The organism is Streptomyces sp. McG3, assembly GCF_018619185.1.
Classification (GTDB): domain Bacteria; phylum Actinomycetota; class Actinomycetes; order Streptomycetales; family Streptomycetaceae; genus Streptomyces.
Genome location: NZ_JAAXYC010000050.1, coordinates 1 through 15458 on the forward strand (window position 1 = coordinate 1; position 15458 = coordinate 15458).

The window sequence follows — 15458 nt, forward strand, 5'->3', positions numbered from 1 at the left end:
ACCTGGGGGAGTGCTTGACGGATGACTTCACCGTACGCGACCGGACCGACACCGACCAGGGCCGTCACGCCCCCCGGGGCCGCCCCGCACGGCCCGCCAGGGCAGCCGGTCCTCCCATGCCGGGCACCGGCCGCTACGACCTCACAGGCTAAGGTCTCCACGACAGCACACAGGAGGCACAAGAGTTGATCTACGGCGCAATGAAGTTCTCCATCGGCGGGTCCCTGAAGCTCGCCTTCCGGCCGTGGGTGGAGGGCCTGGAGAACATCCCCGAGCGCGGTCCGGCGATCCTCGCGAGCAACCACCTGTCGTTCTCCGACTCCTTCTTCCTCCCGGCCGTGCTGGACCGCAAGGTCACGTTCATCGCCAAGGCCGAGTACTTCACCGCCCCCGGGGTCAAGGGCAAGCTCACCGCCGCCTTCTTCAAGGGCGTCGGCCAGCTCCCCGTCGACCGCTCCGGAGCCCGCGGCGCGGGCGAGGCGGCGATCAAGGCGGGCATCCAGGTCGTCGAGAGCGGCGGCCTCTTCGGCATCTACCCGGAGGGCACCCGCTCGCCCGACGGCCGCCTCTACCGGGGCAAGCCCGGCGGTCTGGCCCGGGTCGCGCTGGCCACCGGAGCGCCCGTGATCCCGGTCGCCATGATCGACACGGAGAAGATCCAGCCGCCCGGCCAGGTCATGCCCAAGCTGATGCGCCCCGGCATCCGGATCGGCAAGCCGCTGGACTTCAGCCGCTACCAGGGCATGGACGGCGACCGCTTCATCCTGCGCTCGGTGACCGACGAGGTCATGTACGAGATCATGAAGCTCTCCGGCCAGGAGTACGTGGACGTCTACGCCACCGCCGCCAAGCGCCAGATCGCCGACGAGGCGAAGGCCAGGGCGGAGGAGGCGAAGGCCCGGGCCGAAGAGGCCAAGCGCGCCCAGAAGCAGGCCGCCGCGGGCAACGAGAACGGAACGGAACGGTCCGGCGCGTAAAAGCGTCGTTCACCGTCCGGGGGGTGTGGGGCCATGGCCAAGCGTGAGCGGGTCGTACGGATGTCGGTCGAGCTGCCGCTGTGGCGCGCGCTGACGGGGTACCGCGTCCTGACGATGATCTACGCGGTGCTGCTCGCGATCTTCGGGAAGGACAACTTCGGCCAGCAGAGGTTCGAGCGGCCCTGGGTGGCCGTCGCGTACCTGACGTTCCTCTTCGTCTGGACGCTCGCCACGCTGCCGAAGGTCCGCTCGGCGGCGAGCTGCACCAAACGCTTCCTCGTCGCGGACCTGGTCGTCGCGCTGACCGGCATCCTGCTGACCCCGCTCGCCGACTTCGACTCCCAGTCGTTCGACGGCCCGACGCTGCCGTCGATCTGGACGGCCGGCGCGGTCCTCGCCTTCGCGATCAAGGGCGGCTGGCGGTGGGCGGCCTTCGCCTCCACGTTCGTCGCCGCCGCCAACATCATCCAGCGCGGCGAGCCCAGCCGGGACACCTACCACAACGTCCTGCTGGTCTGGGTCGCCTCCATCGCCATCGGGTACGTCGTCGAGGTCGCCCGCGCCAGTGAACGCACCCTGGCCCGCGCCCTGGAGATCGAGGCCACCACCCGCGAACGCGAACGGCTCGCCCGCGACATCCACGACAGCGTGCTCCAGGTCCTCGCCATGGTCCAGCGCCGGGGCACCGCCATCGGCGGCGAGGCGGCCGAGCTGGGCCGGATGGCCGGGGAGCAGGAGGTCGCCCTGCGCACCCTGGTCTCCAGCGGCCTGGTCCCGCCGACCCGGGTCTCCGAGGACGCCGCCGAGGGGGCCGTGGTCCGCACGGTCGACGTGGACGACGACGAAGGCCCCGGCGCCGCCTGCGACCTGCGCGCCCTGCTCGCCCCGCACGCGGGGTCCCGCACGAGCTTCGCGGAGCCGGGCGCCCCGGTGCTGCTCCCCGCCGAGTCGGCGCGTGAGCTGGCCGCCGCCGTCAGCGCCGCGCTGGACAACGTGACCGTGCACGCCGGTCCGGACGCCCAGGCGTGGATCCTGGTCGAGGACGAGCCGGACGAGGTGATCGTCACCGTCCGGGACGACGGCCCCGGCATCCCGGAGGGGCGGCTCGCCCAGGCGGAGGGGGAGGGGCGGCTCGGCGTCGCACTGTCCATCCGCGGCCGGCTGCGCGACCTGGGCGGTACGGCAGAGCTGATCTCGGTGCCCGGACAGGGCTGCGAGGTCGAGTTGAAGGTTCCCAAAGCACCGAAGGTTTCCCGGGGGAAGGCAGGATCGGCCCGATGAGTACACGGAACGCAGCAAACGCAGCAAACGCAGCAAACGCGGCAAACGCGGCAAACGCGGCACAGGACGAGCAGGGGGCAGGGGACCGGCCCATCAGGGTCATGGTCGTCGACGACCACCCCATGTGGCGCGACGCGGTCGCCCGAGATCTGGCCGAGTCCGGCTTCGACGTCGTCGCGACCGCCGGGGACGGCCCGCAGGCCGTCCGCCGGGCCAAGGCCGTGAGCCCGGACGTCCTGGTCCTCGACCTGAACCTCCCCGGCATGCCCGGCGTCCAGGTCTGCAAGGAGCTCGTCGGCTCCCACCCGGGCCTGCGGGTCCTGGTCCTCTCCGCGAGCGGCGAGCACGCCGACGTCCTGGAGGCGGTGAAGTCCGGGGCCACCGGCTATCTGCTGAAGTCCGCCTCCACCCGGGAGCTGACCGACGCCGTCCGCTCCACCGCGGCCGGCGACCCGGTCTTCACCCCGGGCCTGGCGGGTCTGGTCCTCGGTGAGTACCGCCGGCTCGCCTCCGACCCCGTACCCGTGGCGTCGAACGAGCCCAAGGCCCCGCAGCTCACCGACCGGGAGACCGAGGTGCTGCGCCTGGTCGCCAAGGGACTCTCGTACAAGCAGATCGCCGAGCGCCTGGTCATCTCGCACCGCACGGTGCAGAACCACGTGCAGAACACCCTCGGCAAGCTCCAGCTGCACAACCGGGTGGAGCTCGTTCGGTACGCCATCGAGCGCGGCCTCGACGACGTCTGACCGGCGGGTCCGGGAGCGGAGCCGTATATTCGCGTTGTCCGGCCACAGTTCGCGATGTTTGTCCCCGCCCGCGGAAACAGATCGGGAGTACCCGTGGAAATCCTGGCCTTCGGTGTGCAGTCCGACGAGAAGCCCCTGATCGAGAAGGCCTTCGAGGGGCTGCACGACGTCCGCTGCCTGGACGTCTTCCTGAACCGGGACACCGCCCCCATCGCGGCCGGCTACGAGATCGTCTCCACCAGCGTCAACGCCGACCTCGGCTCCCAGGTGCTCCAGACGCTCGCCACGGGCGGCACGCAGATGATCGCCCAGCGCTCCACCGGCTTCAACAACATCGACCTGGAGGTCGCCGAGCGCCTCGCCCTGCGCGTCGCCCGGGTCTCGTACTACTCCCCCTACTCGGTCGCCGAATTCGCCTGGACGCTCGCCATGGCCGTCAACCGGCGCATCATCCGCGCCGCGAGCCGCACCCGGGACTTCGACTTCCGCCTGGACGGGCTGCTCGGCCGGGACATGCGCGGCCGGACCGTCGGGGTGCTCGGCACCGGGAAGATCGGCGAGGCGTTCACCCGGATCGCCCACGGCTTCGGCATGAAGCTGCTCGGCTGGGACGTGGCGGAGAACCCGGCCTGCGTCGAGCTGGGCATGGAGTACGTCGACAAGGACCGGCTGTTCGCCGAGGCCGACCTGATCAGCCTGCATGTGCCGCTGCTTCCCAGCACCCAGCACATCATCGACGAGGCCGCCCTCAAGGCGATGAAGGACGACGCGATCCTCGTCAACTCCAGCCGCGGCGGCCTCATCGACACCGCCGCCCTGGTCACCGAGTTGCGCGCGGGCCGCTTCCTCGGCGTCGGACTCGACGTGTACGAGGCGGAGGCGGGACTGTTCTTCCTCGACAAGTCCCTGGAGGGCATCGACGACGACACCCTCGCCCGGCTGGTGACCTTCCCCAACGTCGTCGTCACCTCCCACCAGGCGTACTACACCGAGGACGCGGTGGGCCAGATCATCGACGCGACCGTCAAGAACGTCACCGACTACCTGGCCCGCCGCCACAGCGAGAACGTCCTCGTGCCGAGGGCGTGAAGCCGCCCCTCAGAGGCTTCGGGTGACCTGACCTCGGGGCGGGCGGACGCGCCCTGGCACGCGCATCCGGCGTTGTCGTCGGCCGACGACTTCCCCAAGCTCTCGAACGGGTCGAGCAGGTCAGACCCCACTGCGTCGCCTCCCTCCTCCGCCTGGGAATCGCACGCACCGGACCGCGTCCGCTGTCCGCCCCGGGCCGCCCGACAGCCTCTCAGCTCGGCACCACCGGCAGGCCCGCCAGCAGCTCCGTCACGATCACCGAGCCCCGCACCGTCAGCACCGACTCCGGGTGGAACTGCACCGAGGCGAAACCGGGACCGCGCAGCGCGTGCAGCTCACCGCTGTCCTCGTCGCGGCTCACCTCGATCCCGTGCGCGGCCAGCTCGACGGCGGCCGGACCGTCGCACCGCCCGGTGAAGCTGTTGTAGAAGCCCACCGTCTCCGGCCGCCCGAACAGCTCGATCCGGGTCTGCGCCCCCTGGTACGGCACGGCCTTGCGCACGATCTCCAGACCCAGCTCCGCCGCGATCAGCTCGTGCCCGAGGCAGACCCCCAGCAGCCCGTGCCGGTGGTCCCGCACCAGCTCCGCGGTGATCTCCCGCAGCAGCCGCATCTTCGGATCGGTGAGATCGCCCGGATCGCCCGGACCCGGACCCAGCACCACGGGCCCTTCATGCGCCCGGATCACCTCGCGCAGCCCCGGCTCGTCGTAGCGGCGCACCGAGACGTCAAGACCGGACGCCCGCAGCAGATGGGCCAGCATCGCGGTGAACGTGTCCTCGCCGTCCACCACCAGCGCGTGCCCCGAAAGGTCCCGGGTGCGCTCCTGCATCCGCAGCCAGAACGGCGCGAGCCCTCCGCGCCGGTCGTCCAGCGCCGCCTGCACCCGGGGGTCGGATGCCAGCCGCGGGCGGTCCGCCTCCGCCCCGGGCCGGCCCGGCCGCACCCCCAGCGCGGCCAGCACCCCGGCCGCCTTGGCATGCGTCTCGGCGACCTCGCTCTCCGGGTCCGAGTGGCGGACGAGGGTGGCCCCGACGGGCACCCTCAGCGAACCGTCGGGGTCGATGTCGGCGGTACGGATCAGGATCGGCGAGTCCAGGGTCTGCGCCCCGTGCGCGTCCCGGCCCAGCAGGGCCAGCGCGCCCGCGTAGTAGCCGCGGCCCCCGGACTCGTACCGCTCGATGACCCGGCACGCGTTCTGCACCGGGGAGCCGGTGACGGTCGCCGCGAACATCGTCTCGCGCAGCACGTCCCGCACGTCCAGCGAGGACTTCCCGCGCAGCTCGTACTCGGTGTGCGCGAGGTGCGCCATCTCCTTGAGCCGGGGCCCGACCACCACCCCGCCCATGTCGCCCACCGTGCACATCATCTTCAGCTCCTCGTCGACCACCATGGACAGCTCCTCGCTCTCCTTGCGGTCCCCGAGGAAGGCCAGCAGGCTCGTCGCGGTGGGCCCCTCGGCCGGGTAGCGGTACGTCCCGCTGATCGGGTTCATCACGACCGTCCCGCCGGACATCCGTACGTGCACCTCCGGGCTCGCCCCCACCAGCGTCCTGTCCCCGGTGTGGACGACGAACGTCCAGTACGCGCCCCGCTCGCCCGCCAGCAGCCGCCGGAACAGCGCCAGCGCGTCCGCCCGCCCGAACCCGGGGATCTCGCCCCGGAACGTCCGCCGGATCACGAAGTTCGCGCCCTCGCCCCGCCCGATCTCGTCCCGGATCACCCGCCGCACGATGTCCGCGTACTCCGCGTCCTCCACGTCGAAGCCCCGGTCCTCCACCCGCACGTCATGGGCGGGCAGCGCCGCCAGCAGCTCCGCGAGCTCCAGCTCGTGCGTCTCGTCGGCGACCAGCACGCTCAGCGGGGTGCCGTCGTCGCGCACGTCGAAGCCGCGCTCGGCGATCTGCCGGAACGGCACCAGCGCCAGCGCGGGCGCCGCGCCCACCGGCAGGTCGGCCAGCCGGTCGACCTCCCGCACCCCGCCGATCAGCAGTTCGACGTGATCGTGGTCACGGCCGGGCGTGCGCCGGCGCAGCAGGGCGAACGGCGGGGCGTCGTCGGCCAGCAGCCGGCGGACGAGACCGGAGGCGGAGCGGGATGCGGTCTGCGACATGGGAGCAGGTTCCTTCCGGACGGCCCGCACGGGATTCCGTACGGGGTTCACAGGGGGAGGAACGGCTCCGCAACGCAGAAAGGCCGCCCCTCGGGCGGCCTTCGCGTCGTGTCAGCGCGATGAGTCAGCGGGCCGCCGGATGAGCGGTCCACCACCAGTTCTGGATCGAGGTCTCGATCAGTCGCGTCGACATGATCCGACCCTAGCGGACCGGTCCGGGCATCGGAGCGCGTGTCTCATCTGTTGAGCGCACGGCTGGACGCCCCTTCCGACCCCGTAATGTTGTGCTCGTGACCGTGAACGCCAATACCTCCGTCGCCGGTGGCAACACCTGGCGAGACCTTCCCGCGGCGCAGCAGCCCGAGTACCCCGACTCCGAGGCCCTGCGCGATGTACTCGCGGACCTCGCGTCGTATCCGCCGCTCGTCTTCGCCGGCGAGTGCGACCAGCTGCGCGCCCGCCTGGGAGCCGTCGCCAAGGGCGAGGCGTTCCTGCTTCAGGGCGGCGACTGCGCCGAGGCCTTCGACGCCGTGTCCGCCGACCACATCCGGGCCAAGCTGAAGACGCTGCTCCAGATGAGCGCCGTCCTGACCTACGCGGCCTCCGTGCCCGTGGTGAAGGTCGGCCGCATCGCGGGCCAGTACTCCAAGCCGCGCTCCAAGTCGACCGAGACCCGCGACGGCGTGACCCTGCCGACCTACCGCGGCGACTCGGTGAACGGCTTCGCCTTCACCGAGGAGGCCCGGATCCCGGACCCCGCGCGGCTGAAGCAGATGTACCACGCGTCCTCCTCCACGCTGAACCTGGTGCGCGCCTTCACCACCGGCGGTTACGCCGACCTGCGCCAGGTCCACGCCTGGAACCAGGACTTCGTGAAGTCGTCCCCCTCCGGTCAGCGCTACGAGGCGCTGGCCCGCGAGATCGACAACGCGCTGAACTTCATGAAGGCGTGCGGCACCGACCCGGCCGAGTTCAAGGCGGTCGAGTTCTACGCCTCGCACGAGGCCCTGCTGCTGGACTACGAGTCGGCGCTGACCCGCACGGACTCGCGCACCGGCGAGCTGTACGACACCTCCGCCCACATGGTGTGGATCGGTGAGCGCACCCGCCAGATGGACGGCGCGCACATCGAGTTCGCCGCCCGGATCCGCAACCCGATCGGCATCAAGCTCGGCCCGACGACCACCGTCGACGAGGCGCTCGGCTACATCGACCGCCTCGACCCCGAGCGCGAGCCGGGCCGGCTGACCTTCGTCGTCCGGATGGGCGCCGACAAGGTCCGCGACAAGCTCCCCGAGCTGGTCGAGAAGGTCACCGCGTCGGGTGCGACCGTCGCCTGGGTGACCGACCCGATGCACGGCAACACCTTCGAGGCCGCCTCCGGCCACAAGACACGCCGTTTCGACGACGTCCTGGACGAGGTCAAGGGCTTCTTCGAGGTCCACAAGGGCCTCGGCACCCACCCGGGCGGCATCCACGTGGAGCTGACCGGCGACGACGTCACCGAGTGCGTGGGCGGCGGCCACGAGATCTTCGTGGACGACCTGCACCAGCGCTACGAGACGGCGTGCGACCCCCGGCTCAACCGCAGCCAGTCCCTCGACCTGGCCTTCCTGGTCGCCGAGATGTACCGCGACCAGTAGTCCGGCAGTCCGGGAGGGCTCCGGGCAGTCGCACGTGTGGGGCACGGATCCATGTGATCCGTGCCCCACAGTCGTATCCGGGCTTTTGCGCGGGTTGAGCGGCGGGTAAGGTTAGGTTAGCCTCACCGTGGAAATCGGAGCGGCGCCCGTGACCGACCCGCAGGGAGGTGAACCGCATGTACGTCTGTTCCTGCTTCGGCATCACGGAAGCACAGGTCAAGAAGCATGCGGACGCCGGAGCCTGCACACCCCGGCAGATCGCCTCGGCCTGCAAGGCCGGGACGGACTGCGGTGGCTGTGTACGCCGCATCCAGGCGCTGCTGGGCCGGGGCGACTGCCCCCGCCGCGAGCTGCTCGACCAGCGACAGGAACCCGCGACCGCCTCCCTCGCACACCCGGTCGCCGCGACCGTCGCGGCATCGGCCGCTGCGGCGGCCGCTATCGGTGCGATCCGGGACGTGACGCTCTCCGACGCCGCCTGACCGCCCCGCACTCCCCGCGAACCGCCCTCGCCCCGGGTGCGGTCCCGGTCAGCTCTCCGGCTGCTCGATCAGCTGGGCGATGTAGAGCGGCTCGCCGAGCTTCTCGACCAGCTCCAGCTGGGTGTCGAGATAGTCGATGTGGTGCTCCTCGTCCGCCAGGATCGACTCGAAGATGTTCGCGGACGTGATGTCGCCCTTGCCGCGCATCACCTCGATACCGCGCTTGAGACGGTCGATCGCCTCCACCTCGACCTGGCGGTCCGCCTGGAACATCTCGGTGACCGTCTGGCCCACCCGCACATGGAAGAGCCGCTGGTAGTTCGGCAGCCCTTCGAGGAACAGGATCCGGTCGGTGAGGATCTCGGCGTGCTTCATCTCGTCGAAGGACTCGGCCCGGGTGTATTTGGCGAGCTTCGTCCACCCGAAGTTGTCCTGCATCTTGGCGTGCAGGAAATACTGATTGATGGCAGTCAATTCGGCGGTCAGCTGCTCATTGAGAAACTCAAGGACCTCGGGGTCGCCCTGCATGGCAAAGGCTCCTTCCAACCGGTGATCGATCTGGCGAGTTGGCGAGATCCTCGCACCGCGCCCGGCAGCCGTCCAGTAAGTGCACGCTTAGTATGAGTTGCCCGGATGGGGTACTCCCTGGTCATGACCACCCCTGCCTGTCTGTCACCATGGAGGCATGGGTCAGCCGGAAAGCCGGGAAAACCGCGAACCAGAGCAGTCCGAGCTTCCGCCGGGACAGCGCCTGCAACGCGGATGGCCGGTCACCCACTACGGGCCCGTTCCCAAGTTCAAGCCCGACCGCTGGGAGTTCCGGGTCTTCGGGGCCACCGCCGACGGTGACAAACACTGCTGGAGCCATCAGGAGTTCTCGGCGCTGCCGTTCTCCTCGGTCGTCGCCGATCTGCACTGCGTGACGAAGTTCAGCATGATCGGCGCCGAATGGGGCGGAACCCCCGCCCGTACGGTCCTCGAACTGGCACCGCCCGCCCCCGACGCCACCCATGTGATGGTCTGGGCGGAATACGGCTTCTCATCGAACCTGCGCCTCGACGACTTCGCCTCCGAGCACACCCTGTTCGCCACCCACAAGGACGGCGAACTCCTCACCGCCGAGCACGGCTTCCCGCTCCGCCTCGTCGTCCCGCACCTGTATGCCTGGAAGGGGCCGAAATGGGTCCGGGGCATCGAGTACATGACGGCGGACCGGCGCGGATTCTGGGAGGAGCGGGGCTACCACAACATCGGCGACCCCTGGGGCGAGCAGCGCTACTCCTACCAGGAGGAGCCCGGGGACGGCCCCGAGCTCTAGGGCTTCTCGTCCGGATCGTGCCGGGCTCGGGGTCCTAGCTCTTGCGGGGCTTCCGCAGCTCCTTCAACCGGGCCACGTCCGCCGCGTGCCCCTCCTTGCCGCCGGGCGTCTCGATGACCAGCGGCACGCCCTCGGTCGCCGGATGGGTGAACAGCTCCCGGAAGGGCTCCACCCCGATGTGACCGGCGCCGATGTTCTCGTGCCGGTCCTTGTGGGCGCCCACGACGTCCTTGGAGTCATTGGCGTGGATCAGCTTGAGCCGCCCCTCGCCGACCGTGTCCACCAGCAGGTCGAGCGTCTGCCGCATCCCCGAGGGGCCGGCCAGATCGTGCCCGGCGGCGTAGATGTGGCACGTGTCCAGGCAGATGCCCAGCTTCGGGTGGGAGTCCAGCGCCTCGAAGTACGGACCGAAGTCCCAGGTCCGCGAGCAGAGCGAGGAGCCCTGGCCGGCCGTCGACTCCAGCAGTAGATCCGGGGAGTCGTCGTGGGTCAGCTCGTCCAGCAGCGGGCGCATGTGCTCGCGCACCTGGGCCAGCGCCTCGGCGCGAGGCCGTCCGCCGGTCGCCGAACCGGTGTGCACCACCACGCCCAGCGCGCCGATCTCCCGGGCCCGCCGCAGTGAGTGGCGCAGGGACTCCACGGACTTCTCGACCGTCGCCTCGGTGTGCGAGCCGAAGTTGATCAGATACGGGGCATGGACGTACGCCGGGATCGAGGCCGCCCGGCACCCGGCCCGGAACAGTTCGTCCTGCGCCGGGTTCCCGGCGGGCGTGGCCCAGCCGCGCGGATTGGCCACGAAGACCTGTACGGTCTCCGCCGCCAGCTCCCGGGCGTACTCCAGGCCGACCTTGGCCAGGCCGCCGGCGACCGGAACGTGTCCGCCCACCGGGTTGCGCAGCGTGTGCATACGGTTCTAGAACCCCTTGGTCTTGATCGTGATCGTGGACCCCTCGGGGGCCTGCTCGCCGCCGTCCACGGACTGGCCGGCGATCGTGTCGCTGAAGGAGAGGAACGGCCGGTCGACCTTCACGTCGAAGCCCGCCTCCTCCAGGGTGCTCCGCGCCTCGTCTACGTCCCGGCCGGTGACGTCCGGGACGTCCAGCATCCGGGGGCCCTTGGAGACGGTCAGTTCGATCGTGTCGCCCTCGGCGGCCTCGGTCCCCCCGCCGGGGGACTGCTCGGCCACATCGCCCTCGGCCTCGGCGGAGTGGACCCGGCCCGGCAGCACCTCGGCCTTCAGCCCCTCGGCCGCCAGCTCGGCGGTGGCCTCCTCGGCGGAGAGCCCGCTGACGTCCGGGACGTCCACCGGGGCGCCCTTGCTGACGACGAGAGCCACGGCCGTGTCCGGGTTGCGGTCCGTGCCCGCGCGGGGATCCGTGCGGATCACCTCGCCGCGGCCCACGTCCTCGCTGAACTCCCTGGTCACCATCCCGGGGACCAGGCCCACCTTCTTCAGGGAGCGCCGGGCGTCCGCGAGCGAGCGGCCCACGGCATCGGGCACCCGCACGATCTCCGGACCCCGCGAGACGACCAGTCTCACCGAGCCGTTGCCCCGGATCCGGTCGCCCGAGGCGGGGTCGCTGCTCACGACCGAGCCCCGCTCGACGGTGTCGCTGAAGACCCGCTCCACACCCTTCAGCCCGAGCCCCTCGTCGGAGAGCCGCTGCTCGGCGGTCTGCTGGGTCTGGCCCAGCAGCGAGGGGACCTGGGTGAACTGCCCGGAGTTGATGTACCAGACGCCCGTTCCGATGCCCAGCGTCAGCAGTACGGCGGCGACCACCGTGATCAGCTTGCGGTGCGGCCCGCCGAACGGGCCGCGACGGCCGGTCCCGCGCCGGGGTGCGGTGGGTCCCGCGGGCGGCATCTCCAGACGGCTGGTGCGGTGCACGCCGTCGCCGTCCGCCGGGAGGGCCCGCGGGATCACGCTCGTACGGTCGTCCGCGCCGTCATGGGCATCCGACAGGGCCCCCGGCGGTACGGCGTCCAGCTCGGCGTCGGTCAGCGTGGCACGGGCCTCACGCGCCTCGGCCAGCAGCAGCACCGCGTCGTGCGGGCGCACCTCGGGATTGCGGGCGGTCGCGCTCGCCACCAGGCTGTCCAGCGCGACCGGGAGCCCCGGTACGACGGCGGACGGGGCCGGGACGTCGGAGTTGAGGTGCCGGTAGATGACCTGGGCGGCGTTCTCGCCGGTGTGCGGCTTGACGCCGGTCAGCATCTCGTAGAGCACGACCCCGCAGGCGTACACATCGCTGCGGGTGTCGGCGCTGCCGTGCTCGATCTGCTCGGGGGCCAGATACGACACGGTGCCCAGCAGGGAGCCGGTCGTGTCGGTGGCCGTACCGACCGCCCTGACCAGGCCGAAGTCGGCGACCTTCACCCGGCCGTCGTCCCCTATCAGGACGTTCTCCGGCTTCATGTCGCGGTGCACGAACCCCGCCCGGTGCGCGGCGCCGAGCGCGGCGAGGACCGGCTCCAGGATGTCCAGCGCCGCCCGGGGCTGCAGGGCCCCGCGCTCGCGCAGCACGTCGCGCAGGGTGCAGCCCGCCACGTACTCCATCGCGAGATAGACGTACGCGCCCTCGGCGCCCTGGTCGAAGACCGCGACGACATTGGGGTGCGCCAGGCGGGCCACCGACTTGGCCTCACGGATGAAGCGCTCGACGAACGAGACGTCGGTGGCGAGCGCCGGGTGCATCACCTTGAGGGCGAGCACCCGGTCCAGGCGGGTGTCCACGGCCCGGTAGACCGTGGCCATCCCGCCGACGGCGATGCGCGCCTCAATGCGATACCGGCCGTCGAGCAGCTGCCCGACGAGAGGGTCCTGGAGGGTCGTGTCCACCCCGAGAGTCTACGAGCCGCCGCCGACACCCCGGACGGGCCGGGGCACTCCCGGGGCCGTTCCCTTACCGACCTGTGACAGGCCCACGCACCCGGGGCGATCCAAGCCCCTCTCCGGCGCTTGAGGAGCGGTGGTTCGGGGGCGCCGCCCCCGAACCAGGAAGCGGCGCTCAGAACGCCGGGCGCTCCGGGTCGAGTGCCGCCCGCCCGCCCACCGGCGACGATGCCTCGGCGAAGTGGCGGCGCGGGATGCGGCCCGCCCGGTACGCCAGGCGCCCGCCCTCCACCGCGTGACGCATCGCACCTGCCATCAGCTCCGGCTCCTGGGCCCGGGTCACCGCCGAGGCGAGCATCACTGCTGCGCACCCCAGCTCCATTGCCTGCGCCGCGTCCGAGGCGGTCCCGGCCCCCGCGTCGAGGATCACCGGCACCCCGGCCCGCTCGACGATCAGCTCGAAGTTGTGCGGGTTGCGGATGCCGAGCCCGGAGCCGATGGGGGAGCCGAGCGGCATGATCGCCGCGCACCCCACGTCCTCCAGCTTCCGGGCCAGGACCGGATCGTCGTTGGTGTAGGGCAACACGGTGAATCCGTCGTCGACCAGGACCTCCGCCGCGTCCAGCAGCTCGATCGGATCGGGCAGGAGGGTCCGCTCGTCGGCCACCACCTCCAGCTTCACCCAGTCGGTGCCGAGCGCCTCCCTGGCCAGCCGGGCGGTCAGCACCGCCTCGCCCGCGGTGAAGCAGCCGGCGGTGTTCGGCAGGACCTGGATGGAGAGCCGCTCCAGGACCGAGAGCACCGAACCCCGCACGGTCGGGTCCAGCCGGCGCATCGCGACCGTGGTCAGCTCGGTGCCGGAGGCGATCAGCGAGCGCTCCAGCACCTCCAGGCTCGGGGCCCCGCCGGTGCCCATGATCAGCCGGGAGCGATACGTGGCGGGCCCCAGCGCGAAGACGTCGTCGGACATGGTCAGCCTCCCTGTACGGCGGTCAGGACCTCGACGCGGTCGCCCTCGCCGAGCGTCGTCGTGGCCCACTGGCCGCGCGGGACGACGCTCTCGTTGACGGCGGCGGCGACCCCGGAGCGGGCCGGGGTCAGCGTGGCGACGAGGGCGTCCAGGTCCGTCCCGGCGGGAACGGCGCGGACTTCCCCGTTCACCGAGACGGAGACGGTGACGGCGGATTCCGGTAGGGCGTGCTGCTGGGTCATACGGGCTGCTCCTGGAGTACGGGGGCGGCGGGTTCGAAACGGCCGGGGGTGAAGGGGCGTGCCGTCTCGGGCAGCTCGCCGGTGGTCAGGACGTCGGCCATCGCGTCCCCGGTGACGGGCGTCAGCAGGACGCCGTTGCGGTGGTGGCCGGTGGCGAGCAGCAGACCGGGCAGGGCGGTCGGGCCGAGCAGCGGGGCGTTGTCGGGCGACGCGGGACGCAGACCGGCCCGGGTCTCGGTGAGCGGCAGCTCGGTGATGCCCGGCACCAACTCGTGGGCGTCGCGCAGCAGCTCGTACACCCCGCCGGCGGTGACCGTGGTGTCCCAGCCCATCTCCTCGCTGGTGGCGCCGACGACCAGCTCGCCGTTCTCGCGCGGCACGAGGTAGAGGTGGCCGCCCCGGACCACGGCGCGCACGGTGCGGCTGAGGAAGGGGGCGTACGCCCGGGGCACGGTGAGCCGGAGCACCTGGCCCTTGACCGGGCGGACCGGCGGCAGAAGCTCCGGCGGGAGCCCGGCCAGCCGGCCGCTGAGGCTGCCCGCGGCGAGCACGACCTGATCGGCCGCGAACTCCGTACCGTCGCCGAGCAGCGCCCCGGCGGCCCGCCCCTCGGCGATGGTGAGCCGCTCGGCGGTCGTCCGGCGGAACGCGACCCCGGCCCGTTCGCACGCGGTCAGCAGCGCCGCGGCGAGGCGGCGGGGGTCCACCTGGTGGTCGCCGTCGACCCGGAGGCCGCCCCGGACGCCCGGGGCCAGCATCGGCTCCAGGCGGCGGCACTCACGGCCGCTCAGCCAGACCGACTCCAGGCCCGAACGCTCCTGGAGGGCGTGCAGTTCGCGCAGATGCGCCCGGTCGTCTGAGTCCAGTGCGACGGCGAGCGTGCCGCAGGTCCGGAAGCCGGTGTCCCGGCCGCTCGCCTCCTCCAGCTCGGCGACGAACGAGGGATAGCGGGCGGCGGAGGCGAGGTTGAGCCCGAGCAGCATCTGCTCGCCGTAGTGCAGTTCGGTGACGGCGGCCAGCATGCCCGCCGCGACCTGTGCGGCGCCGCCGCCCGGTCGCGGGTCCGCGACCGTGACGCGCAGCCCCCGCTGGGCGGCCCGCCACGCCGTGACCAGGCCGATGATTCCGCCCCCGATGACGAGGACGTCCGATCCGGAGCTTCTCTCCGAGACGCGCATGAGTGTCCAGCCCCTCCCTTCGCCGGCATGACCCGGAGCAGGTTCGTACGGTCGGAGGCCGTCCAGCCTCCCTCTCAGCCCGGTGCGTCCGGGCTCCCGCGAGTGTTCTACCTTGGCCAGCCTAGACCCCCTCGCCCGCAAGCCACCAAGGGAGCGCCCGCCATGGCCCGTTCGCTCGACGGACTCGTCCTGTCACCCGTCGCCGACCAGGCCCCGGGCCAGGTCGGCACCCGCACCCGCTTCACCTACCACGAGCTGGACGGCCGGATCTGGGCCGAGTACGCGGGCGGCGACGTGGTGCGCGGTCATCTCGTGGGCACCCGCGACGGGGACGCGCTGGACTTCCGGTACGTGCAGCTGAAGCAGGACGGAACGACCTCGTCCGGGCACTGCCTCTCCGCGGTCGTCGAGCTCGCCGACGGCCGGGTGCGGCTGGAGGAGCGGTGGGCCTGGGAGTCCCAGGAGGGCAGCGGCACCAGCGTGGTGGAACAGCTTCCTTCCTGATCTTCCTCCTGAGCTCCTTCCCGAGGTGCTTCCCGGGTTCCTTCCCCGCACCCCCCTACCTGACGGCCCGTCAGTTGATTAA

16 protein-coding genes and 1 riboswitch are annotated in these 15458 nt (G+C 71.6%); of the genes, 8 read left to right on the forward strand and 8 right to left on the reverse strand.

The window, feature by feature from the left end; all coding sequences use genetic code 11:
- Window positions 1-185: 185 nt before the first annotated feature.
- The 4 genes from HET64_RS11450 (at window position 186) to HET64_RS11465 (ending at window position 4093) form a co-directional block, all read left to right on the forward strand.
- On the forward strand, window positions 186-977 hold the full coding sequence (locus tag HET64_RS11450; protein ID WP_215104467.1) for a 1-acyl-sn-glycerol-3-phosphate acyltransferase: 792 nt from the start codon (window positions 186-188) through the stop codon (window positions 975-977).
- A 33-nt stretch (window positions 978-1010) separates the two neighbouring features.
- Window positions 1011-2258: a MacS family sensor histidine kinase gene (macS, locus tag HET64_RS11455; protein WP_215104469.1), complete on the forward strand. Its 1248-nt coding sequence runs from the start codon at window positions 1011-1013 to the stop codon at window positions 2256-2258.
- Between the two features lie 101 nt (window positions 2259-2359).
- A complete protein-coding gene (locus HET64_RS11460) occupies window positions 2360-3004 on the forward strand; it encodes a response regulator transcription factor (protein ID WP_215104471.1) in 645 nt (214 codons plus the stop codon).
- 93 nt (window positions 3005-3097) lie between these two features.
- Window positions 3098-4093 carry a 2-hydroxyacid dehydrogenase gene (locus HET64_RS11465; protein WP_215104473.1) on the forward strand — a complete coding sequence of 332 codons (996 nt, stop codon included), beginning with the start codon at window positions 3098-3100 and terminating at the stop codon, window positions 4091-4093.
- 211 nt (window positions 4094-4304) lie between these two features.
- Here HET64_RS11465 and HET64_RS11470 read toward each other — a convergent pair whose 3' ends face one another.
- Both HET64_RS11470 and HET64_RS40080 read right to left on the reverse strand, forming a co-directional pair.
- On the reverse strand, window positions 4305-6206 hold the full coding sequence (locus tag HET64_RS11470) for an anthranilate synthase family protein (protein WP_215104475.1): 1902 nt from the start codon (window positions 6204-6206) through the stop codon (window positions 4305-4307).
- A 124-nt stretch (window positions 6207-6330) separates the two neighbouring features.
- Window positions 6331-6399 carry a trp operon leader peptide gene (locus HET64_RS40080; protein WP_215104550.1) on the reverse strand — a complete coding sequence of 23 codons (69 nt, stop codon included), beginning with the start codon at window positions 6397-6399 and terminating at the stop codon, window positions 6331-6333.
- Between the two features lie 103 nt (window positions 6400-6502).
- On the opposite strand from HET64_RS40080, the gene HET64_RS11480 reads away from it, so the two are divergent.
- On the forward strand, window positions 6503-7849 hold the full coding sequence (locus tag HET64_RS11480; protein ID WP_050358286.1) for a class II 3-deoxy-7-phosphoheptulonate synthase: 1347 nt from the start codon (window positions 6503-6505) through the stop codon (window positions 7847-7849).
- 176 nt (window positions 7850-8025) lie between these two features.
- Window positions 8026-8331, forward strand: a complete 306-nt coding sequence (locus tag HET64_RS11485) for a bacterioferritin-associated ferredoxin (RefSeq protein WP_215104477.1) — start codon at window positions 8026-8028, stop codon at window positions 8329-8331.
- Between the two features lie 48 nt (window positions 8332-8379).
- Here HET64_RS11485 and bfr read toward each other — a convergent pair whose 3' ends face one another.
- Complete coding sequence (bfr, locus tag HET64_RS11490; RefSeq protein ID WP_215104479.1) at window positions 8380-8859, reverse strand: bacterioferritin; 480 nt, start codon at window positions 8857-8859, stop codon at window positions 8380-8382.
- Between the two features lie 157 nt (window positions 8860-9016).
- On the opposite strand from bfr, the gene HET64_RS11495 reads away from it, so the two are divergent.
- Window positions 9017-9649, forward strand: a complete 633-nt coding sequence (locus tag HET64_RS11495) for a sulfite oxidase-like oxidoreductase (protein WP_215104481.1) — start codon at window positions 9017-9019, stop codon at window positions 9647-9649.
- A gap of 34 nt (window positions 9650-9683) precedes the next feature.
- Here HET64_RS11495 and HET64_RS11500 read toward each other — a convergent pair whose 3' ends face one another.
- The 5 genes from HET64_RS11500 to thiO all read right to left on the reverse strand — a co-directional run bounded on the left by HET64_RS11500 (window position 9684) and on the right by thiO (window position 14872).
- Window positions 9684-10556, reverse strand: a complete 873-nt coding sequence (locus tag HET64_RS11500; RefSeq protein WP_215104483.1) for a deoxyribonuclease IV — start codon at window positions 10554-10556, stop codon at window positions 9684-9686.
- Window positions 10557-10562: 6 nt separating this feature from the next.
- Window positions 10563-12488, reverse strand: coding sequence for a Stk1 family PASTA domain-containing Ser/Thr kinase (pknB, locus tag HET64_RS11505; protein WP_215104485.1), 1926 nt, complete (start codon window positions 12486-12488; stop codon window positions 10563-10565).
- 169 nt (window positions 12489-12657) lie between these two features.
- Window positions 12658-13452, reverse strand: coding sequence for a thiazole synthase (locus HET64_RS11510; protein WP_215104487.1), 795 nt, complete (start codon window positions 13450-13452; stop codon window positions 12658-12660).
- A 2-nt stretch (window positions 13453-13454) separates the two neighbouring features.
- Complete coding sequence (gene thiS / locus HET64_RS11515; protein ID WP_215104489.1) at window positions 13455-13694, reverse strand: sulfur carrier protein ThiS; 240 nt, start codon at window positions 13692-13694, stop codon at window positions 13455-13457.
- Window positions 13691-14872 (reverse strand): glycine oxidase ThiO, encoded by a 1182-nt coding sequence (gene thiO / locus HET64_RS11520; protein ID WP_215104491.1) that lies wholly within the window; start codon window positions 14870-14872, stop codon window positions 13691-13693. The genes thiS and thiO overlap by 4 nt, the downstream gene beginning before the upstream one ends.
- A riboswitch (TPP riboswitch) is annotated at window positions 14870-14982 on the reverse strand. It overlaps the preceding gene by 3 nt.
- A gap of 52 nt (window positions 14983-15034) precedes the next feature.
- Between thiO and HET64_RS11525 the strand changes: the two genes are divergently transcribed.
- Window positions 15035-15376: a hypothetical protein gene (locus HET64_RS11525; RefSeq protein ID WP_215104493.1), complete on the forward strand. Its 342-nt coding sequence runs from the start codon at window positions 15035-15037 to the stop codon at window positions 15374-15376.
- Window positions 15377-15458: the final 82 nt, after the last annotated feature.

What these genes read in the sequence shown, in the direction of transcription:
- HET64_RS11525 (WP_215104493.1), top strand. Translation starts at nt 15,035, where the DNA reads ATGGCCCGTTCGCTCGACGGACTCGTCCTGTCACCCGTCGCCGACCAG.
- HET64_RS11500 (WP_215104483.1), bottom strand. Translation starts at nt 10,556, where the DNA reads ATGCACACGCTGCGCAACCCGGTGGGCGGACACGTTCCGGTCGCCGGC.
- HET64_RS11470 (WP_215104475.1), bottom strand. Translation starts at nt 6,206, where the DNA reads ATGTCGCAGACCGCATCCCGCTCCGCCTCCGGTCTCGTCCGCCGGCTG.
- macS (WP_215104469.1), top strand. Translation starts at nt 1,011, where the DNA reads ATGGCCAAGCGTGAGCGGGTCGTACGGATGTCGGTCGAGCTGCCGCTG.
- bfr (WP_215104479.1), bottom strand. Translation starts at nt 8,859, where the DNA reads ATGCAGGGCGACCCCGAGGTCCTTGAGTTTCTCAATGAGCAGCTGACC.
- HET64_RS11485 (WP_215104477.1), top strand. Translation starts at nt 8,026, where the DNA reads ATGTACGTCTGTTCCTGCTTCGGCATCACGGAAGCACAGGTCAAGAAG.
- HET64_RS11510 (WP_215104487.1), bottom strand. Translation starts at nt 13,452, where the DNA reads ATGTCCGACGACGTCTTCGCGCTGGGGCCCGCCACGTATCGCTCCCGG.
- HET64_RS11495 (WP_215104481.1), top strand. Translation starts at nt 9,017, where the DNA reads ATGGGTCAGCCGGAAAGCCGGGAAAACCGCGAACCAGAGCAGTCCGAG.
- thiO (WP_215104491.1), bottom strand. Translation starts at nt 14,872, where the DNA reads ATGCGCGTCTCGGAGAGAAGCTCCGGATCGGACGTCCTCGTCATCGGG.
- thiS (WP_215104489.1), bottom strand. Translation starts at nt 13,694, where the DNA reads ATGACCCAGCAGCACGCCCTACCGGAATCCGCCGTCACCGTCTCCGTC.
- HET64_RS11460 (WP_215104471.1), top strand. Translation starts at nt 2,360, where the DNA reads ATGGTCGTCGACGACCACCCCATGTGGCGCGACGCGGTCGCCCGAGAT.